The organism is Vibrio gallaecicus (assembly GCF_024347495.1).
In the GTDB taxonomy this organism is placed as follows: domain Bacteria; phylum Pseudomonadota; class Gammaproteobacteria; order Enterobacterales; family Vibrionaceae; genus Vibrio; species Vibrio gallaecicus.
This window is the reverse complement of the sequence record NZ_AP025490.1, coordinates 1,947,668-1,968,670: the sequence shown is the minus strand read 5'-3', so window position 1 is coordinate 1,968,670 and position 21,003 is coordinate 1,947,668. Positions and strand designations below refer to the sequence as shown.

The 21,003-nt window shown below is 40.8% G+C and carries 19 protein-coding genes; 8 read left to right on the top strand and 11 right to left on the bottom strand.

Translation table 11 applies throughout. The features are described 5' to 3' along the window. Nucleotides 1–19: 19 nt before the first annotated feature. The 3 genes from OCU78_RS08480 to OCU78_RS08470 all read right to left on the bottom strand — a co-directional run bounded on the left by OCU78_RS08480 (nucleotide 20) and on the right by OCU78_RS08470 (nucleotide 1,830). Nucleotides 20–619, bottom strand: a complete 600-nt coding sequence (locus OCU78_RS08480; protein ID WP_137373291.1) for a YdcF family protein — start codon at nucleotides 617–619, stop codon at nucleotides 20–22. Nucleotides 620–662: 43 nt separating this feature from the next. Next, nucleotides 663–1,505 (bottom strand): NAD(P)H-binding protein, encoded by an 843-nt coding sequence (locus tag OCU78_RS08475; protein ID WP_137372995.1) that lies wholly within the window; start codon nucleotides 1,503–1,505, stop codon nucleotides 663–665. Between the two features lie 94 nt (nucleotides 1,506–1,599). After that, nucleotides 1,600–1,830, bottom strand: a complete 231-nt coding sequence (locus OCU78_RS08470) for a TIGR02647 family protein (protein WP_137372996.1) — start codon at nucleotides 1,828–1,830, stop codon at nucleotides 1,600–1,602. 261 nt (nucleotides 1,831–2,091) lie between these two features. On the opposite strand from OCU78_RS08470, the gene OCU78_RS08465 reads away from it, so the two are divergent. Both OCU78_RS08465 and focA read left to right on the top strand, forming a co-directional pair. Beyond that, nucleotides 2,092–3,465 carry an ATPase gene (locus tag OCU78_RS08465; protein ID WP_180033695.1) on the top strand — a complete coding sequence of 458 codons (1,374 nt, stop codon included), beginning with the start codon at nucleotides 2,092–2,094 and terminating at the stop codon, nucleotides 3,463–3,465. 331 nt (nucleotides 3,466–3,796) lie between these two features. Further along, on the top strand, nucleotides 3,797–4,639 hold the full coding sequence (focA, locus tag OCU78_RS08460) for a formate transporter FocA (RefSeq protein WP_137372997.1): 843 nt from the start codon (nucleotides 3,797–3,799) through the stop codon (nucleotides 4,637–4,639). A 235-nt stretch (nucleotides 4,640–4,874) separates the two neighbouring features. Here focA and OCU78_RS08455 read toward each other — a convergent pair whose 3' ends face one another. Further along, nucleotides 4,875–5,669, bottom strand: a complete 795-nt coding sequence (locus OCU78_RS08455) for an ABC transporter permease (RefSeq protein ID WP_137372998.1) — start codon at nucleotides 5,667–5,669, stop codon at nucleotides 4,875–4,877. A gap of 438 nt (nucleotides 5,670–6,107) precedes the next feature. On the opposite strand from OCU78_RS08455, the gene torE reads away from it, so the two are divergent. The 4 genes from torE to OCU78_RS08435 all read left to right on the top strand — a co-directional run bounded on the left by torE (nucleotide 6,108) and on the right by OCU78_RS08435 (nucleotide 11,776). After that, nucleotides 6,108–6,290, top strand: a complete 183-nt coding sequence (gene torE, locus OCU78_RS08450) for a trimethylamine N-oxide reductase system protein TorE (protein WP_137372999.1) — start codon at nucleotides 6,108–6,110, stop codon at nucleotides 6,288–6,290. 49 nt (nucleotides 6,291–6,339) lie between these two features. Next, entirely contained in the window at nucleotides 6,340–7,521 is a 1,182-nt protein-coding gene (gene torC, locus OCU78_RS08445) for a pentaheme c-type cytochrome TorC (protein ID WP_137373000.1), read from the top strand. Nucleotides 7,522–7,545: 24 nt separating this feature from the next. Next, entirely contained in the window at nucleotides 7,546–10,008 is a 2,463-nt protein-coding gene (gene torA, locus OCU78_RS08440; protein WP_137373001.1) for a trimethylamine-N-oxide reductase TorA, read from the top strand. 835 nt (nucleotides 10,009–10,843) lie between these two features. Continuing rightward, nucleotides 10,844–11,776 carry a porin family protein gene (locus OCU78_RS08435; RefSeq protein ID WP_137373002.1) on the top strand — a complete coding sequence of 311 codons (933 nt, stop codon included), beginning with the start codon at nucleotides 10,844–10,846 and terminating at the stop codon, nucleotides 11,774–11,776. 160 nt (nucleotides 11,777–11,936) lie between these two features. On the opposite strand, the gene OCU78_RS08430 is transcribed toward OCU78_RS08435, so the two are convergent. Beyond that, nucleotides 11,937–13,058: a putative manganese transporter gene (locus OCU78_RS08430; RefSeq protein WP_446697932.1), complete on the bottom strand. Its 1,122-nt coding sequence runs from the start codon at nucleotides 13,056–13,058 to the stop codon at nucleotides 11,937–11,939. Nucleotides 13,059–13,359: 301 nt separating this feature from the next. Here OCU78_RS08430 and OCU78_RS08425 point away from each other — a divergent pair, with 301 nt between their 5' ends. Next, on the top strand, nucleotides 13,360–14,265 hold the full coding sequence (locus tag OCU78_RS08425; RefSeq protein WP_137373004.1) for a manganese-dependent inorganic pyrophosphatase: 906 nt from the start codon (nucleotides 13,360–13,362) through the stop codon (nucleotides 14,263–14,265). A gap of 125 nt (nucleotides 14,266–14,390) precedes the next feature. Next, the gene (locus OCU78_RS08420) at nucleotides 14,391–14,780 is read left to right on the top strand and encodes a DUF2750 domain-containing protein (RefSeq protein WP_137373005.1); all 390 of its coding nucleotides are present in this window, start codon (nucleotides 14,391–14,393) and stop codon (nucleotides 14,778–14,780) included. Between the two features lie 26 nt (nucleotides 14,781–14,806). On the opposite strand, the gene OCU78_RS08415 is transcribed toward OCU78_RS08420, so the two are convergent. The 6 genes from OCU78_RS08415 to sapA all read right to left on the bottom strand — a co-directional run bounded on the left by OCU78_RS08415 (nucleotide 14,807) and on the right by sapA (nucleotide 20,966). Continuing rightward, complete coding sequence (locus OCU78_RS08415; protein WP_137373006.1) at nucleotides 14,807–15,586, bottom strand: DUF2927 domain-containing protein; 780 nt, start codon at nucleotides 15,584–15,586, stop codon at nucleotides 14,807–14,809. 126 nt (nucleotides 15,587–15,712) lie between these two features. Beyond that, nucleotides 15,713–16,510 carry a peptide ABC transporter ATP-binding protein gene (locus OCU78_RS08410; protein ID WP_137373007.1) on the bottom strand — a complete coding sequence of 266 codons (798 nt, stop codon included), beginning with the start codon at nucleotides 16,508–16,510 and terminating at the stop codon, nucleotides 15,713–15,715. Further along, nucleotides 16,507–17,508 (bottom strand): peptide ABC transporter ATP-binding protein, encoded by a 1,002-nt coding sequence (locus OCU78_RS08405; protein WP_137373008.1) that lies wholly within the window; start codon nucleotides 17,506–17,508, stop codon nucleotides 16,507–16,509. The genes OCU78_RS08410 and OCU78_RS08405 overlap by 4 nt, the downstream gene beginning before the upstream one ends. Then, on the bottom strand, nucleotides 17,508–18,395 hold the full coding sequence (sapC, locus tag OCU78_RS08400) for a putrescine export ABC transporter permease SapC (protein ID WP_137373009.1): 888 nt from the start codon (nucleotides 18,393–18,395) through the stop codon (nucleotides 17,508–17,510). Before sapC ends, OCU78_RS08405 begins: the two co-directional genes overlap by 1 nt. Further along, entirely contained in the window at nucleotides 18,382–19,344 is a 963-nt protein-coding gene (locus OCU78_RS08395) for an ABC transporter permease (RefSeq protein WP_137373010.1), read from the bottom strand. Before OCU78_RS08395 ends, sapC begins: the two co-directional genes overlap by 14 nt. Next, nucleotides 19,344–20,966, bottom strand: coding sequence for an ABC transporter substrate-binding protein SapA (gene sapA, locus OCU78_RS08390; protein ID WP_137373011.1), 1,623 nt, complete (start codon nucleotides 20,964–20,966; stop codon nucleotides 19,344–19,346). The genes OCU78_RS08395 and sapA overlap by 1 nt, the downstream gene beginning before the upstream one ends. Nucleotides 20,967–21,003 lie beyond the last annotated feature (37 nt).

Sequence of the window (21,003 nt, the reverse complement as noted above, 5' to 3'; positions counted from 1 at the left end):
ATAGTAAGAAACTTTTGCTTCAAATAGCAAGAGGCTTTAGCTTTTGATAAAGAGCTTGGTAAGCAGTTTCTACTTCAGGTGGGATCTGCATTTCGATTTGAAAACCTTTCGCCGGATAGTCTCTAATTCGCTCAAAATCGGCAAGTAATGCTTCAATGACCATTGGTAAAGGTAATGTTTCGTTAAAGTAGTCGACCCAGTTTTTCCAAGGGGAAGTCACCATGACTTGCTCAACTTCATTTGGCCACTGCTTTTTAAAAGTAGCAAAGGTACGTTTTTCCATAAATGGTTTTTGTACCAAGATGAAAGAAGTAGGAAATAGTCTCTTTTCTGATAATACTTGATGAGTAAATCGAACGTTTTCGCCAGTATTCGTCGCATTCGTCTCAGTGATGATTGCTGTTTTAGGAACACCGTAATCTCTGGCTATGTCAGAAAAGGTTTCTGCTTCTGACTTATCGAAAAGCCCTTCAGTGAACCGGCCTTTACCTCCAGAAAATATGACATAGGGAGCAAAGCCTTGGTGGTACAACTCAGCAGCGTGCTCTGCGACTCGAACATCATTACTACATAATACAAAGATGCAATCTGCCTTGGTTAGTTGATGCCCCATTTTCATGAAATCCCACAAAGTATCAAGGTGGCGATGCAGGTGAGTTCGGTTATTCATACAAGGCATCCAATGTTGATTGAAAATAAAATTGGTATCCGAGTTTTAAGATCTTCTCAGGTGAAATCAGCTTGTCAGGTGTATCAACCTTTGGTGGTAGTGGGTCATTACTTTCTGCTGAAGCTAAGGCTGCTTGATAAAATTCAGCTTTACTAACGGTAGTTGGAGTAGTGGCATTTACTATTTCTTTCGAAGCACTGCTAATACAGAACGATACAGCGCCAATAGCATCGCGCAAATGAAGCATATTAGCAGGAGCAAGAGTACTTACTTGTTTCAGTTTGCTAGCAAAGCGTGATGGATGGCGTTCTGGTCCAATTAACCCACTGCAACGTACAATCGAGTAATCTAACCCTGAATCAATAACATGTTGTTCAGCTCGTAACATTGTCTTCGCGTTAGAAGAAAACTCGTCATTATTCGTTGCTAAAAATTCAGAAGCATCCTCTTCGTGCATGACACCACTTCTAGACGGATAAACAGTCGTTGAGCTTACCATTATCACTTTAACTACATTTGTGTTCTTTGCTGAAGTAATGAGTTGATGCCAATAATCAGCATACTCTTCTCCATTACCTTTTCTAAACCCAGGAGGAAAGCAGCCAATGATTATTGAGGTGTTTTTATTCGCTAGGAGTGCAGAAAGTTCATTAATAGATTTTGTCGGACGCTCGCGATCAAACTGAAATTGTTCGCAAGGTATACCTTGGTTAATGCATTGTGATTGCCCAAGTTCCGTCGTCTTTGTGACGATTGAGTCCATGCCTTTTTCGATAAGTGACTGACATACGGGTTTCCCTAACCAGCCACCGCCAATAATTAAAATAGATGCCATAAAGAACCCCTAGGAAAGAAAAAACAAACATACCCGCTAAAACGAAAAAACTCCACAGCTTGCGCATGTGGAGTCCTTGAATTCGAAGTTTTACTTACTTGATTACACGTAATAGCTTGTCTGCACGCTCAGCTACTTCAATGCCTTCATCGGTTAAGTAACCGCCATCAGACTGAGTACAAAGACCTTTAGCAAATAAGCGTTTTACGGCATCCTGCATTTCTTGGCTTGCTTCTTGATGAACTTTAATGCCTGTTGCTGCGCTACTGATGTCGAATTGTAGAAGAAGGTTTAAATCGGCAATGTGTTCAGCGGTGTATTTCATATTCAACCTATCAATTTTAATGTTTTATCTACCCTCACCTTAGTGCTCAACGCTACTTCAATCAACTAACAATAAATAAAATTGATAAGTGATACCAAATTGAAGAATTAATCATCAGTGCAAAAATAAATGTATGTTGTTTTGTATGAAATATATACGTTTGATTGGTGTAGATATGTCTATTTAATGAAGGCTGTAATATATTGGTTACATTATAAATAAGCAGCATCATATTCAGGTGCTTTGAATTAAGGATTTTTTGTGAAAGTCAGTAAAGTTGCATTGGCAATAAGCGTATTACTCAGTGTTGTTGGTTGTCAGAGCACGTCGACAACCAGTGATTCAGCTCAAAAACCAACGAATATGGATGTTCAGACACAGACTGAAACTCGTACTTTCCAATCAATTAAACCAATTTATGAAGAGTGGGAAAAGACGCTTGTAGGGGTTACTTCTTTAGAGATTTATGCACCAGAGAACTATAGTGACTTACAAGATGCTTGGTCTGAAGCTCAAGAAATTTATCTTGATATTGAAAAGAAGCCTGAACTTCTCTTAAAAGATTATTCTATTTTCTCAAGCCAGACTTATGCCGAAGCTTTTGATGAGCGTATTGCAGTACTAGAAAATAATTACAAATCAATGTTAGAGCTAAAAGAGAAGTCTGATCGCGTATTAGCAGATTCTATTGCTCAAATAGAGTACCTTCAGTTTTTAGAGGCTGATAAGTTATTCTCATCAAACTACAAAAATATATACTCTCAATACCGTGACTTATTTAACTATGTATTAGTGGATGAATTAGAGAACGCACAGGAAGCCCAAGTTGATTTCTTGAATGATGCTAGAGAGCTTGAAGTAAAAGTTGTGAGAGAAAAGTACATTACGCCTTTAAAAAAGCAGCTAAAAACTTTGAAAAATGAAGACTTCCACGAAGTTGCACCGCTGACTTTTTCTAAAGCGTCATCTCAAATTGAATTAGCAGAAAGCAAAATTGAAGCAAGCCCTAGAGATAAGTCAATTATCACTCTTGCAGTCCAGTCTGCGGAATTCGAACTGAACCATGTTCGAAATGTGGCTCAAGAAGTGAAACTTTTAGCCAGCATTGAAGACGATAAGTTTGAACAAGCAGTGTTACGCATGGAAAACAAACTGTTGTCTATTTCAACAGTCGTTAATAATAAAGACTACCGTGACTTGGCTATTCGCGTCCAATCACAAAAGATCATCGAGAGCATTTCCGAGTTGAAGACTTCAAACCAAACTGTTGAACTGTCTTCAGAGGTAGATAAATTGTCTGAGAAGTTAACGCTGTTAGAGAGTGAAAACAAGAAACAGGCTCAGCAATTAATTGATAGCGATAAACGAAGCCAACTACTAACTGAACAAATTACAAGAGGTGATGCTCATATTAAAAGTTTAGAGGAGTTAGTTTCAAATCTAAAAGGTAAAGGCGAGAAGGCTTTAGCTAAAGATGCTGAACCGGCTACAGAAAATAAAGCTGAACCTGTTGCTGAAAGTGAAGCTGAACCGGTAGCTAACGAGTCATCTTCTGTAGATGCTCCTGCACCTGAGGCCGCTCCTGAAGTAACTCCTCAGACCAGCGAGGCTGGGGTTGTAGCTGATAACGCATAATTATTTTACTGTTTTGTGATATGAAAAAGCGCCTGATGGCGCTTTTTTTGTTTCTGTTGATCTATATCAAATTTACAAAATTATTTTTGTTTAAGGAAAAATTCAGACAATGCTAAGTTGTGATTTTCCGTTAAACATATGATTTTAAAGTATTATTTTTACTTTTGTGTTCTTTTGGGAATACTACTAAAGATGTATTGATAATTCAGGGGAGTCGATTTGTTTTTGTTAGTGAGGCTTACATTGCTTTCCTCTAGAAAATAGCGCTTGAATAAAAAAATAAAAGGGGGGATTATCGCCAGCCCTAAACATGTATCAAAATGTAAACGCTATGAACTTAAATCAATTTGATTCTTTATTACCACCACAAATGGCTGAGCGAGCTGCTGAAATTGGTGTGGGTAAAGCCACCAAAGACCCGGTCAAATCGTTCTTATTGGCTATATCAGCCGGCATCCATATTGGTATTGCATTTGTCTTTTACACTATTGTAACGACAGGTGCCGGTGATTTACCTTGGGGCATCACTAGATTGCTGGGAGGGTTAGCATTTTCTCTTGGGCTTATTCTTGTTGTGGTGACAGGAGGCGAATTATTTACAAGTTCAGTCCTTACATTAGTCGCGAGAGCCAGTGGAAAGATTAGTTGGCGTGTACTGGTAAAAAACTGGGCGACTGTTTACGTAGGGAACTTGATTGGTGCGCTATTGTTGGTCGTGTGTATGCTTTTTACCAAACAATACATGTTCGATAATGGTCAAGTTGGTCTGAATGCGATGGCTATTTCGCAACACAAGATGCATCACGGTTTCTTCCAAGCGGTTGCGTTGGGAATTATGTGTAATGTCCTAGTTTGTATTGCTGTTTGGATGACGTTTAGCGGACGCACATTAACAGATAAAATTGCTGTAATGATTCTGCCCGTTGCTATGTTTGTATCAGCAGGTTTTGAGCATTGTATTGCAAACATGTATCAAGTGCCTCTTGCGATTGGTATCAAGACATTTGCTCCAGCTGAATTTTGGGCGATGACAGGAGCGAACCCTGCAGACTATTTGGATTTAAACATGCTGGATTTTATTACCAACAACTTACTGCCAGTAACGCTCGGTAATATTATCGGTGGCGGGATATTTGTTGGTATGTGGTACTGGCTAATCTATTTAAGAGATTAACTTTAAACGCTTTGCATTAGATTCGGCTTACCAGATGGTAAGCCGATTTTGTATGTACTCGAATAAAAAGTCCACTAGTTAAAATATCGATACATAGGAATAATAGATAGCTTTTTGTTATCCACAGTTTCTGTGGATAACCTGTCTTAAAATCGGTGTGTAATCAAGTTTATAGCCGTCATACCAGTCGTTCACCAATGCCTATCTTTTTATTTAAACTTTGGTAAGTTCTAAATTACTTAGCTTTGATAACTCTGACTTTAACGCGTCCTTCTTTGCTCAATACGGCTTTTAAAGAAAGGTGCAGTGCTAAAGAAAGCGAAACACTCATCATTGTAAAAATCGCAACCATAATCATTAGCTGGTACTTAATCGCAATCATGGGTGAAGTTCCTCCTAATATCTGACCTGTCATCATGCCTGGTAATGTCACAAGCCCTGTTGTTGCCATAGAAGCCATTATTGGAGACACAGCCTTTTGCATTGACTCTTTCACGAAAGGCACAGAAGCGTACTGCGGAGACGCTCCTAAGGATATAGCGGCTTCATATTCTGATTGTCGATGTTCATATGAGCTAAAGAGGTTCTGTAACGCCACAATATTACAACTTAAGCAGTTACCTAAAAGCATCCCTGATATTGGTATTAGATACTGAGCGCCAAACAAAGGAGTTGGCTTGATGATATAGAAACAAATAATCAGAACGATAGGGATAGCGGTAATGGCAAGGCTAAACGCGATTGGGAGGATTAATAAGCGTTTTGGTAATTTTGCTTTACTAAGAATAGAGCTCGCTCCGATAAGGACCATAACCATCAGCCATAGTAGGTTAATCCAAAGGTTATTAAGAGCGAATAAATATTCGAGATAAAGACCTACTAGACATAACTGGAAGAACATCCTGAAAATACTGATTGTCGCTTCAGTGCCAAGTCTCAGTTGGAATCGATAGTTTATCCCGATAGGCAATATGAGAATTGAGCTAAAAAATAGTAATTGCCACCAAGATATATCAACAACGTCTTGCATGAGAACTCCTTATTGTGGAGCTAGAATAGTAGCGGAATTGCACAACCATTACAGGTAGATTTTAATCTACGCTTCTTAAATAAAAAACACTCCTCATAACATTGCATTAACAACCAAGTGGTAAGTTGTGAGCTTTTTAGCTACTACTTATTAGGTAAAAAGTAGTATTCAGTTGATATTATGTAGTGAAAATGTATTTTTTTAACATTGTCGCATCATTATTAATTTGTCATATTTGTTAATACTTTTTAATATATATTATTAACTGCAAACATCTATGGATGAGCTCAAAAAAGTGTTGAATAACAAGGTTTCTAGCTGTTGAATTGATTGAACCCTACTTTGTGTATGGTCTAATATTTGTAGTTAGAAACTAAAAAACTTTGGCTCATTACACTGGGCTATTCGGAATTACTAAATACAAAATAGGCAAAATGTATGAGTGATGTTAATAAAATTGAAAATGGCGAAAAACAATCGCTGGAGTGGAAGTCATTCCTCTTCATTGCTGTTGTTCTCTTTCCAATCCTTAGTGTGGCATTCGTTGGTGGCTATGGGTTCATCGTTTGGGCTCTACAAGTCTTCTTCTTAGGTCCTCCTGGCGCTCATGGCGGCATGTAACGTCAAAGCTTCCTTCCACTTTTTTGATTGATTTTTAAGAGAGCTAAACATGAAATCATTTTTAGTTAAATTATGGCGCACAATGACTCGCCCAGCGGTACACATTAGTCTTGGTGTACTAACTATGGGTGGCTTTATCGCCGGTGTTATCTTTTGGGGCGGTTTCAATACGGCTTTAGAAGCGACTAACACAGAAGAATTCTGTATCAGCTGTCACACGATGCGTGACAATGTATATGTAGAACTGCAAGAAACGGTTCACTGGAAAAATACATCTGGTGTTCGTGCTACTTGTCCTGACTGTCACGTTCCACATGAATGGACAGCAAAAATTGCACGTAAGATGCAAGCATCTAAAGAAGTATTCGCTCAAGTTTTTGGTGACTTAGATACACCAGAGAAATTCGAAGCTCGTCGTATTGAGTTAGCAAAACATGAATGGGATCGTTTCTCAGCAAACAAATCTTTAGAGTGTAAGAACTGTCATAACTATGAGTCTATGGACTTTGAAAATATGCGCCCGACAGCTCGTATTCAAATGAAGAATGCGGCAGAGCGTGACCAAAGCTGTGTTGACTGCCATAAAGGTATCGCCCATAACTTGCCTCTAGATATGGCATCAGCAAGCGGTATTGTTGGTGAACTAGAAAATGTTGCTAGCAGCACGTCTTACGCTTCAGGTAACAGCGTTATTTCAATTCGTCACCTTCCAATGTACACGGATGAAACAGCAGAAGTTGAAGCTGGTCTACTTAGCCCAGCAAGTCAAGTTGCCGTGATTGAAGAAAAAGGCGACATGATCAAGATTCAAATCGATGGCTGGCGTAAAGCGAAAGGCTTCGGACGTGTAATCCAAGAAGACTTCGGTATGAACATCTCTACAGCAATTTTGACTAAAGATGTTTCTCAAAGTGACGTTATCACTGTTGGTGAGAAGAAAGAAGATGAGCTAACTGGTCTTCCATGGGAAAAAGTTGACCTTGCACTTTGGATGAAGAAAGAGTCAATGGTTGATAACTTCGACCCAATTTGGAACGCAGCAGGTCAGGCTTACCAGTCAAACTGTTCTACTTGTCACTCACAACCAGATGAAGGTCACTTCAGCGCTAACGGTTGGGTAGGCATGCTAGATGGTATGATTGCATTCGTTAACTTCGATACTGATACAGAAGCACTTGTTCTTAAGTATCTACAGAAGCACTCATCAGATTTTTCTGAAGGCCATCACTAATAAGACGTCAATTGGAGTAATACAATGGCAATTACAAGAAGAAGTTTTCTGAAAGGTGTCGCTACTACTAGTGCGGCATCGGTTATCGGTCCAAGCTTATTGGCGTCGGCATCGGCTTCAGCAGCAGAAACAGAGGGAACTTGGAAGGTATCAGGTTCTCACTGGGGTGCTTTCCGTGCTCGTGTTTATGCGGGTAAAGTACAAGAAATTAAACCTCTAGAAATCGATCAGCACCCAACTGAAATGCTGAAAGGTATCAAAGGTATTATTTACAGCCCATCACGTGTGCGTTACCCAATGGTTCGCCTAGATTGGTTGAAGAAGCACAAATACAGCGCAGACACACGCGGTAATAACCGTTTCATTCGTGTGACTTGGGATGAGGCACTAGACCTTGTTTACCGCGAGCTAGAGCGCGTACAGAAAGATTACGGTCCATGGGCGCTTCACACTGGTCAAACTGGTTGGAGACAGACAGGTCAGTTCCACAGCTGTACTAACCACATGCAACGTGCAATGGCACTTCACGGTTATTCTGTGAAGAAAATCGGTGACTACTCAACAGGTGCTGGTCAAACGATCATGCCTTATGTACTAGGTTCTACTGAAGTTTATGCACAAGGTACATCTTGGGAACTTATCCTAGAAAACAGTGACAACATTGTCCTTTGGGGTAACGATCCTGTTAAAAACCTTCAAGTAGGTTGGACATGTGAGACTCACGAGTCGTTTGCATACCTAGAACAGCTGAAAGATAAAGTTGCTAAGAAAGAGATCAACGTTGTTTCTGTTGACCCTGTTAAAAACAAAACAGGTCGTTACCTAGAAAACGAGCAAATGTACATTAACCCACAAACTGATGTGGCGTTTATGCTTGGTGTTGCTCACGTTCTTTACAACGAAGACCTATACGACAAGAAATTCATTGAAACGTACTGTCTAGGCTTTGAAGATTTCATCAAATACGTTCAAGGTGAAACGAAAGATAAAGTTGAGAAGACACCTGAGTGGGCTTCTGCTATCTGTGGCGCAAGCGCGGACTCAATCCGTGACTTTGCTAAGATGCTAGTTAACGGTCGTACACAGATTCTTGTTGGTTGGAGTATTCAGCGTCAAGAGCACGGTGAACAGCCTTACTGGATGTGTGCGGTTATCGCAGCAATGATTGGTCAAATAGGTCTACCAGGTGGTGGTATTTCTTACGGTCACCACTATTCAGGTATCGGTGTGTCTTCAACTGGTTTCGCTGCTCCGGGTTCGTTCCCGTTGAACATCGATCAAGGTCAATCACCTAAGCACACGAACACAGATTACAACGGTTACAGCCGCGTAATCCCAGTTGCACGTTGGGTTGATAGCTTGCTAGAACCTGGTAAGAAGATCAAAGCAAATGGTGGAACGGTAACACTGCCTGACATCAAGATGATGGTATTCAGTGGTAATAACCCGTGGCATCACCACCAAGACCGTAACAAGATGCGTAAAGCATTCAAGAGCCTACAAACTGTAGTCGCTGTTGATTTCGCTTGGACTGCAACTTGTCGTCACTCTGACATCGTGCTTCCAGCATGTACACAGTGGGAGCGTAACGATATCGATGGTTACGGCGCGTACTCTGGTCGTGGTTTGATTGCGATGCACAAACTGGTGGATCCTCTGTTCCAATCTAAGACTGACTTCGAAATCATGTCTAGCCTAACTAAACGTTGGGGTCGTTACGACGATTACACGCGTGGTATGGATGAAATGCAGTGGGTTAAATCTCTGTACGATAACTGCCGCGCAGCAAATGAAGGCACTATCGAAATGCCAGAGTTTGCTGAATTCTGGGAAAAAGGTTTCCTAGACTTTGGTAAAGGTAAGCCATGGACTCGTCACGCTTCATTCCGTGAAGATCCAGAGATCAACGCACTAGGTACACCTTCTGGTTTCATCGAAATCACCAGCCGTACTGTTGGTAATATGGGTTACGAGCACTGTCAAGAACACCCAATGTGGTTCGAGAAATCTGAACGCTCACACGGTGGTCCAGGCTCTGACAAACACCCGTACTGGCTACAATCTTGTCACCCGGATAAGCGTCTTCACTCTCAGATGTGTGAATCTGAAGAGTGGCGTGCGACTTACGCGGTACAAGGGCGTGAGCCAATCTACATCAACCCAACGGATGCTAAGAAGAAAGGCATTAAAGATGGCGATGTAGTACGAGTGTTCAACGACCGTGGTCAACTACTAGCAGGTGCTGTTCTTATGGATAGCTACGCTCCTGGTGTTGTACGTATCGAAGAAGGTGCTTGGTACGGTCCAATGAACGAGAAAGTGGGTGCGCTAGATACGTACGGCGATCCAAACACACTAACTCAAGATATTGGCTCATCTGAACTGGCTCAAGCGACATCAGCAAACACATGTTTGGTTGATTTCGAGAAGTTCCAGGGCAAACTGCCTCCAGTAACTTCATTTGGTGGCCCTATTGAAGTAGCGTAGTTTACATATGAACTAGTGCTGTAACGATAGTCTTCAATTTAAGCCCGAGAGTAATATGCTCTTGGGCTTTTTTGTAAGCTCAGGAAAGAATGGAGATTGAAGTACCAAAGTAATTAAGCGAAAGCGTAGTCGCTTGGTTTCTCTGAATCTATCAAGCCGAGATATTGATACATAGCCAAGCTAGCGGCTCAACGTACTCAACTCAACTCAACTTATAGCATTAGACCTGCCTGAAAGCCTCCAGTGTATCAGGCAGACTTATAACCAGTTTGGATGATAATGATTGTGAATGGTCTGATCGTGAGTTGCTTTTGGGCTATTCCTCAGCCTTACATTTTCCTTCTCAATATTATTCCAAGTTAACCAAGTGAAACCTGTAAAGAGTGAAAGGCTTAAATGAGAATAGTGAAGATCAGTTCATACATCAGGTCTTGTTAAAGAGAGGAATGGGAAGAAGGTTAAGTGTAATAAGACCCCTTACTTTATAAAGAATGAACGCTTTAACATGATGCGTGAAAATGAGTAAATCAAATGCCAACCCACTAAATGTGCTTTTTGTTCGTTTTTGTCAAAACACCTAAAATGTAACATTTCAAATAAATATATTTTTACTTTTTATTGAGGCTATATCGACATTTCTTTGAGATCGGGCTCACTGAATTTATAGGGTATTGTGTTTTTATTGTTCGAATTTTATGTTTTTTGATGTTTGTGCTTAATTTTAAATCATTTGGTTTAGGTTTTTTATTTGTATTGATTCATTTTTTTACCTAAATTCTGCCTCAGAAAAGGGTGTGTTAACTCCCTCGCATAAATAATACTTATAGGTATAAAAATGAAAAAAACAGCAGTAGCTATCGCATTATCACTTGTAACGGGTTCGACATTTGCAGCAGAAGCACTAACAGGAGAGCAATTTACTGTATCTGGTGAATTAGCAGCTGGTTTCTATTCTGATTCAAGCCGTACTGAAGATGAAGTTTACAATGGTGGTGTTACTGGTTTCGATATCTTCGCTGATTACGAAAACGGTAAGATTGTAGGTAAATTTGGCGGTGAGTTCGACGTAGAAGACGACTACGCAACAACTGATTCGACTTTCACAATCACTGATACTTGGGTTGGTTACAAAACAGGTTTTGGTATCGCTTCTGTAGGTTATGCAAATGACACTGCTCTAGATGCAGTAGATGGCGCAGCTGACCAAACAATTGAATTCTTATGGTCTCCATCTGATGCTTCAGATGCACGTCAAGTTGTAAAATTTGAAGGCGAGAAAGAAGGCATCAAATACGGTATTTCTTACTTCGGTGACCGTAACTACGAGTCTCTAGACGCTCAAAGTGGTTTCAACGGTTACGTTGGCTACGCAACTGAAACTTTCTCTATCAATGCTGGTTACGAAGATAACGATCAAAAAGAAGGCAGCACTGATAAGCTATACCTAGTAAACGGTACTGTTACTGTTGGTGAAATCGGTCTAGGTGCTACTTTCGCTGAAGAAGAAGATTCTGCTGGTCTTAAAACTCAGTTAGTAAACGCTTCTGCTGGTTACACTATGGCAGAACTATACTTAGCTATGGGTTACGTTAAAGTTGAAGATATTCGTGAAGCAATCAACGTTGGTGGTTCTTACGCAATCACTGAAAACTTCAAAGCTTTAGTTGATATCGCATACCACATCTCTGATGAAGGTTATGTTTCGGCTAATAAAGGTTGGGAAAAAGGTGACGTTGAGTCATTCGTTAAACTTGCTTACGCATTTTAATTAATCGTTTAAATTTATGGTCCGAATAGGACCATTTATCAGCAGGATGCTTAGAAGTTAATCCACTGCCTTTTTGTGCCCTCCGGAGTTGGAGGGCCTTTTTCGTTTTGTACTTCCGTAGCCGCTATTACTTAATAAAAGTTAAGTGCAGAGGTACATCCTACATTTCAAAAATAAACCAGTAACCATAAGCAAACAGTAGGGCAGGGATAGCAGAATAGATTGTCGCAACAAGCGCTGCTTTAGGCGCCATTGCAATAGCAGGGAATAGGGCATCCCCGTCATTAGAAATCGCATTACCAATTTGTGCCGAAAGAGGCAATGCTCCTGATAGATATAGGCTAGTTACAAGTAATTGAGGTCCGCAACCTGGCAATAGCCCCATTAATACGCCAGCTAAGGGAAGAAGCATTCCCCAACTTGAAAATACCGTAGCAAAATCAATTTGAGCTATCTCTGCTCCAAATTCAAAAATTAAGAAGGCTATAACAACCCAAGCGGTAACAAAGTTAGTATCTTGCGCAGTTTTCTGCATCGGATGTGAGCTAACTGATTTTTCATCTTCACTCACTACGGAGCGGTAGTCATCTATTTCTTTTGTCAGTGCCCATAGAGACATAGAAATGAGCAACAGTATTGCTCCACTCCACTCAATAGTCATCTCTGGCAAGGCAAACATCGAATTTACATCAACTTGAAATGAGCCAAGAAGTGCTACAACTGCCCCCGGAATGATCAATAAAGCCCAAAGCATACCTTGGAGGTTAATTGCATTCCTCATTATGTTTTGTTTGCTTTCAGATTCATCATCCTGAGCACAATGAGGGAACATTTTTTGGACAGTTTCATTTGCGTTATCGGGTCTTAAAAAGTCATCTTTATGAAAAGCATTAATGATTAGCCCTGATATTGAACCTACAATAATCCCCATTGCTACCATCGCGAAGCCAGTTTTAGGCTCGCTGGCTAGTAGAAGGAAAGCTGCGTCTCCCATAGTGGAAACTAATACAGCTACGACCGAGCCAAAACCTAGTCGCCCAGAGATAAATTGCGTGGTGACAACAATGGCTCCACCACAGCCAGGCAAGGCACCCATTAAGGCTGAGAAAATGACCTGGTGAGAGCGAGTTTTGTATGCCATCCGTGTGAAAAGGTTATTACTTGAGACGTGCTTACTTAGCCAATGATAAACAGCAAGCGTTAGTGCTACGTAGCATGAAACTGCCCAAAATGCGTCAGAAAGCGTTGCGACAGTCAATTCACGGGTGGCTGGTGCCACCATTAAAGCAAGTAGAAAAACGGGTAAAAGTACACGCTTGAATGAGAAAGAAAACTGACTTTTATCCACAATGTTTCTTGGAAGTTGGGTGACAAATTGGCTCATAAAATACAATCCTAAATGATAACTATTTACAACTATATACCAATGATAATAATTCTCAATTGTATTTGGTGTTTTTTTATAGTCAGTGACTCGAAGAGGGGTAACGAACAAATGATCATTGTAAAAAAATAAGGTAAAGTACCGCCCATATAAAAAAGCTCTTAAATAGAGCGGTACTTGATAGGTAATAGGAAGCAAAATGATTTTAGTTGTTGGTCATAAGAACCCAGATAGCGATAGTATTTGTAGTGCACTTGTTGCGACGGAGCTTTTACAAGCTCGTGGTCTAGAAGCAATGCCAATCCGTCAAGGTGAAATCAATCGCGAAACTCAACACATTTTAGAAGTTGCAGATGCAGAGTCTCCAGAACTTCGCACCTCTGTTGCTGGCGAAAAAATCTGGTTAGTAGACTACTCAGATCTAGCGCAAGCACCTGATGATGTTGCTGATGCTGAAATCTTAGGTATTGTTGACCACCACCGTCTTGGTGATGTAATGACAGTGAATCCAATGGAAGCGTGGATTTGGCCTGTTGGCTGTACTAACACTGTTCTCTTCAATATGTTCAAAATTGAAGGTCACTCTATCTCTCAGAAGATTGCCAAACTTATGATGTCAGCAATTTTATCTGACACCGTTGGTTTTGCTTCTCCAACATGTACTCAAAAAGATAAAGATGCAGTGGCAGAACTTGCTGAAATCGCAGGTGTGACTGACATTGACACTTTCATTAAAGATCTTTTGATTGCTAAAACAAACATTGAAGGTCTGTCTGCTGCTGAACTAGTAGAGAAAGATTTAAAAGGCTACCCATTCAACGGTCGCGACGTGGTTGTTGGTCAAGTTGAACTTGCTACTCTTGAGCAAGTAGATGGCATGATTGAAGCTCTTGAGGCTGACTTAGAAGCTCGTTGTGAAAAAGACGGTCTAGCGTTTGCTGCAGTAATGCTAACGGACATTACAACGGCTCAGACTCAACTTCTTTACAAAGGTGAGTGGGCAGAGAAATTAGTGAAGCATGAAGTAAACGGTCAGTTAATGATGGAAAATACTTTAAGCCGTAAGAAGCAAGGCTGGCCTTGGCTTCAAGGTGAACTAGCTTAAGTTTCACCACGAACATATGTTAAAACGCCTACTGATTTCAGTGGGCGTTTTTATTTTAATCTATCTTTACTTGTTCGCTATCCTTGCTATAAGTAAATGCAGAAAATAAGCCGCAGGAAAATAAAATGACAAAACAGTTAGATGACAAGCAAATAGCTGATATCAATAAACTCGATGGTGAACAGCGTTTGAAATACTGTGTTAAAGAGATCGTTGCAAACCGTGAAGTTTGGATCTTAAAAGATGAACACGGCTGTGTAATGCTGAATACTGAAGAAGAAGATTGCGTACCAGTTTGGCCTAACCAAGAGTTTGCAAAACAATGGGCGACTGGTGAATGGGCTGACTGTACTGCTGAATCTATTTCATTAAACAAATGGCATAGTCGCTGGACAGTGGGCTTAGAAGACGATGAATTGGCTATCGTGGTTTTTCCAAATCAAAATGAAGAGGGTGTTATTCTGTTCCCTGATGAATTCGATTTTGAATTAAAGAAACAAGCTTCTAAGCGTTAACAAAACAAGTAAACGTTACCTGAAGATCAGTATCCCACAAGTTTATATAAAGGTGCTTGTGTGGATACTTTAGACGCATTTTGTAATACACCTTCGGCTTGGTAGCGCTTTAGTATCCTCTGAATTGTCGGCTTTAATTGCGTTTTAGTTAACCCTATCTTTAGTTCCGGCTCATATAATAATTTGAGCAAAACGACATCAAGCGGTGATAAAAGATCATTAGGTGTTTGGTCATTAAAAATTGAAGGGTAGGCGAGTTCAGAGTCATTTGGTAGACCGAGAACTTGGGTTATTTCCTCGACTATACATGCGAGAAGCTTCCCTCTTTCTCGTGCGAGATCTACCGGTATCGCAATTCCCGCTTTAACAATTTCGCCTCTATGATTCATTTGGTAACCAGCTGTACAAATAGCGGTTTTTAGGTGATCCGTAGATTTAATACCTATTGCATTCTTTGCGTCTTGATACCAAGTAGATTCTGAAGTGAACACCCATTTTATATTGGCTTCAGACTTTTGGTTCACAATCGTGATGTTCAGACCCGTAATAGTTGAAAGGTGAGCGAGATGAAGTTCAACTAACTCTTGATGAAGCTCTTTATCTGTAACTTTATGTTGAATCCAAATCTTTAATGGTTGATTCCACTTGGTCAGTGATTTTTGACCTTTTGAATATTCATTTTTTAATGCCACCTCATAAAAGGCAGTCTCGACAAATTTGGGGTCAAGCCAGGTTAGCCCTGTAGCCAAGCTTGGAAAGGACAAAGTCGAAAGCAATAAAGTTAGCATGTATATAAGCCGAATCATCGAAGCTCTAATAACTTAGCAGTTTTTATTTTGTTAGGTTGATTCAAACGTAATACCTCAGACGAGAATTGAAGTGAAAGTGTTCACTTCAATTCGTTACACTACTATCTATTGTTTTTATTTGTTCTATTTACACTTGGACAAATGACTCGGAGCTTTGAAGAAATGGCTTTCTACTAATCTCTGTGTAATTTGATGAGACGGTTCAGTGAGTACTTGCTGTGTATTGCCGGACTCTACAACATTCCCTTCATGCATGACCATGATCTTATCTGTGATGTGTTTTACTACGCCAATATGTTGAGAAACGTAAACAAATGACACCCCCATCTCTTCTTGAAGCTCAAGAAAGAGGTTGATGATTTGAGAACGCATCGCCATATCAAGTCCGTTAAGAGCTTCATCCGCGACGATGATAGACGGCTGCAAGATTAAAGCTCTAGCAAGACAGACCCTTTGCTTTTGACCTGTCGCAAGCATCTGAGGGTAAAAATACGCATGTTCAGGAAGTAGACCAACTCGTAGAAGTGTGTCTTTTACGCGTCTCATGCGAGCTTCAGGTGTCATGTTGGTGTTTCGTTTTAATGGACCTTCAAGTATTCGACCAATCTGAATTCTTGGGTTTAAAGACGTATTGGGATCTTGGAAGATCATTCGAATTAATTTACAGCGAGTAGAATAATCTTTGTGTTCTAATTTCTCACCATTGACTCTTATTTCACCGGAAGTTGGTTCCACCATCCCAGAAAGCATGCGTGCTAAAGTAGATTTCCCCGATCCATTTTGCCCAATAAACCCGATGGTTTGTCCTGCCTCTAAAGTAAAACTTACTGGTTTTACAGCATGGTGGATCTTTTTACGGAAAAGACCAGAGCGTGTTGTAAAGTCTTTTGCTAATCCGTTGACTTCTAATAGTGCACTCATGATTTCTTTTTCTTCTCCATATTTAAAGGGAAGTGGCAGCTAAACTTATGATTTTTTACTCGTTTTGTATATGGAATTTCTACACATTGCCTTTGTGCATATGGGCAGCGAGGACCAAGTCTACACCCTATAGGTAAATGCTGTAGTGGAGGAATAGAGCCAGGTAAAGATTGGAGTTTTTCTTTATGAGGAATCCAATCACTGAAATCAGGCATCGCTTTTAGTAAAGCAACGGTATAAGGGTGTTTCGGAACTGAGAGAATCTTTGCAGTATCTGCAGACTCAACAGACTGACCGCAGTACATTACTGTAATTCGGTTTGCCCACTGAGTGATGGTTGTTAAATCATGCCCAATCAATACAATGGTAGTGTTGTTTACTTGGTTCATACGACTCAAAAGGCGCAATATTTGTGACTGTGTAATAGGGTCTAAGTCATTCGTTGGTTCGTCAGCAATGAGTATTTTTGGTTTAGCGGCAATAGCCATCGCAATCATTACTTTTTGGCACTCTCCATCTGTAAGCTCATAAGAATAGCTATCCATCAGGCGAGAGTGGTCTTTTATACCCACTTTATGCAGTAAACCTATCGCTTGCTTTTTACGCCATTTAAAACGTTCCCACCATTTACCATCAAAAGATCGTGATGGGATGGCTTCGATAAGCTGACGCCCCACTTTTTCTGATGGGTCAAGGCAAGTTGATGGCTCTTGGAAAATCATGGCAATATCACGAGCAATAACACGGCGTCTTTCTTTCGGAGTAAGCTGCAATAAATCTATGCTGCCGAGGCGCATTCTATCAGCCGTTACCTTCCAGTTTTCTTTGCAAACGCCCACAATCGCTTTAGCAACTAAACTTTTTCCTGATCCAGACTCACCTACTAGTCCCCTGATCTCACCTTCATTGAGAGTGATACTCATGCGGTCAACCGCTTTGACTAACCCTTGAGGGGTTTCAATTTCAATCGTTAGGTGTCGGATATCCAGTAATGGCATTATTCGATTCCCGCATTGAGGGCTTGGCGCACGCCTTCACCAACTAAGTTGATAACAATTACTGTAAACATGATGGCGAGTCCGGGTAAAGTAACGGTCCAAGGTGCTAAGTAAATCAATTCTACAGAGTCTCCAAGAATAGAACCCCATTCAGTACTCGGAGCTTGTGCACCTAGACCTAAAAAGCCCAAAGCAGTGATATCCAAAATCGCAACTGAGAGTGCCAATGTCACTTCTAAAGCAACTACTGTAAGTATATTAGGTAAGATGGAATTCCAAAGTAGGTAGAAGTCGTTTGCCCCGTCCAACCTTGAAGCAAGGATATAATCTTTCTCTACTTCAGTATGAACCGCAATATAAACAGAGCGAATAAACCTTGGTATTAAAGCCAAACAAATCGCGAGTAAAATATTGAATTCCCCAAACCCCAGAAAAGCAACGAAAATAATTGCTAGGAGGAGAGATGGAATGGACATTACAGTATCAAGAAGGTGATTAAGGGTGCTTGAAAGTAGCCCACGAGTCATACCTGCGAGCACGCCAATTAAACACCCAACGACAGCCGCAATAGTCGTTATGATGACGGCGGCACCAAAAGTCAGCTGAGAACCAATAATTAAACGGGATAAAATATCTCGCCCAAGATCGTCGGTTCCTAAAAAATACTCAACAGTGCCAGCTGGGTCCCAAGATGGCGGGATCAGTAGATGACCTGTCTGATCTTGTGCATCATGAGGAGCAAGCCAAGGGGAGGTGACTGTAATAATTACGATAAAGGCTAAACACCATAGTCCAAACATCGCGAGGTTATTACCACGAAAGCTGCGCCAAAACCGTTCATATTGGGTTGGTATTTGTTCTTCTTGGTAAACATTATTTGTTAGCATACCATTCCTTCCTTACCAGAGGGTTTATCGCCGCACCCAGCAAATCAGATAAAATGTTAGCAGTGAGTACAAGGGTCGCCACGACCATAACTCCAGCTTGAATTGAGACATAGTCTTGATTGGATAAAGCATCCAGCAACCATCTGCCGATACCTGGCCAGTTAAAAATCGATTCAGTGATTATTGCTAAAGTGAGCATACTGGAAAGCTGTACCCCAACCTTTGGGATAATAGGTGGGATAGCATTTCTTAATACGTGCTGAGTAACAATTTCTCGCGTTGATAAACCCTTAATTCGAGCCGCTCGAATGTAGTTTTCCGTCATGACTTCTGCAACGGAACTTCTCATTAACCGGATAACTTGAGTAGTAGGAGCTAGTGCAAGAACTAAACAAGGTAACACCATATGCTGGATGACACTTTCTAACGCATGCGCTCGATACTTACCTTCAGAAAAGAAAGCATCAATAATAGCAAAACCTGTAACGTGCTGAATTTCATAAAGAAGGTCATAGCGCCCTCCAACAGGAAAGACTTCAAAGTTTAGGGAAAATATCATGATCATCAATAAAGCGACCCAAAAAATAGGAGCGGAGTAGCCTGACATTGAGGTGAATGAGATTACCGTATCAATGAATTTTCCTTGCCTCATTCCAGCAATTGTCCCGAAAGGGATGCCTAATGATAGGGCGAGGACAAATGCAAAAAAACACAGTTCTAATGTGGCTGGAAAGACAATGGCGAGCTCATCAATAATAGGTACACCATGCTTACTGATACCAAAGTTTAGTGTCGATAGCTCACCGATGTAGTTAACCCAACCGGGCCAAAAGTCTTGAATTGCCCATGGGGAAGTCTGGTCTAAACGCAGTAAAGAGAAGCCAACCAAAGTCAGAATAGCGAGTGTAATAACGAAGAGGTTGATTCGTCTTAATGTATACCAAAACATTATTTAGGCTCCCGAACAACTTGATCAAAAGGCTGCGAATTAAATGGGCTCTGTTTAAAACCACTTAGCGAAGTGTCGTGAACTCGGAATTGAACGCCATGCGCTAATGGAATTACAGGGAACTCTTCATTTAGTATGTTTTGAGCTTGGTGATACAAATTCACGCGATGCCTTTGTTGATTGATCTCCAATGCGAGGTCGAGTAGAAAATCAAAATCTGAGTTACACCACATTGCAACATTTAGACCTGCTCTGTCTGAACTGCATGAAAGCAACGGTCGTAAGAAGTTGTCAGGATCACCAGTATTTCCAATCCAACCCGTTAACAGTAGATCTGTTGAGGATATGGAAGACAATTGAGTACGGTCAAAACGGTCATCAGTGAACAGTTTCAATTCAACTCCAATGTCGGCTAAATTTGCCTGAATTAACTCTGCCGTTTTACGCGGACTTGGGTTATAAGCTCTAGGTTCCAAAGGAACCCACATAGTGAGCTTGAGACCTTGCTCTACTCCTGCTTCCCTCAGTAAAGCAATGGCATAGTTGCGATCGTAACGAACATGTACGCTGTCTTTAGGGTAAGCCCAAGAGGTTGGGGGAAGTAAGGTATAAGCTTTAGTTCCTGTGCCGTAGTAGACAGAGTCCAGGATGTTTTGGCGATTGATTGCAAGATTCAGGGCCTTTCGCACTCGAGAATCATTCAGTGCTGGGTGCACTGTATTTAAGGCAATGAAAGAGACATTAACCGCAGGCGTCGCGCTTATTTCAAGTTCTTCTCTCGCTTGAATAATGGGAATCTGACTCGAAATTGGCGAGTTGAGTACGTCACATTCATTACGCAGTAATTTTGCTAATGTGCCAGTCCCGCGCTGTGAGGTATCAAAGACAACTTGGTCCATCTTGACCTCATTTTTCCAATACTTATCGTGCTTTTTAAGCCTGACAAGGTCATTAATTTGATATTCACTTAAATAAAATGGTCCAGTTCCTACTGGGAAAGCATCTAGTTGACCTTTTTCGTCTTCAAGCTCAAGCTGATTAGCATATTCCTTAGAATGAATGACGGCGTAACTTGTCGCGATATTATTCAAAAATGAGTTATTTGGGTGGCTAAGGGTGAACTTGACCGTTAAATCATCAAGGGCAACTACATCGACCAAAGAATTTTGGAAATCAATGCCTGCAAACCAAGGATACAGACCACCACCGACATAATGATATGGGTGAGAAGTGTCGAAAATTCGCTGGAAGCTAAACACTACATCTTGAGCGTTCAAAGATCTTGTTGGTGTGAACCATTCAGTTGTTTGAAACTCGACATTTGGTCTTAAATGAAAGGTATATTCCGTACCCGACTTATCCACTTTCCAGTGAGTCGCTAAGTTTGCGGTAGGTCTGTATGTACCAGAGTCTAACTGCAAAAGCGTGTCGAATATTTGAGGGCTGAGTGACTCAGAAGTTATGCCGCTATCCACTAACTGCGGATTAAAGGTATTTGGGTTACCTTGCCCACAATAGACAAAACCTTTTTCGCGGATCTTCTCATGGTCCACCTCTTTTCCGCAGCCAGCTAAAAGACCAACCGTACAAAGACCGAACACTAATCTGGATAATACTTTCATAGAAAGAAATACTTTTTGAAACGAAGCTTATAAGATG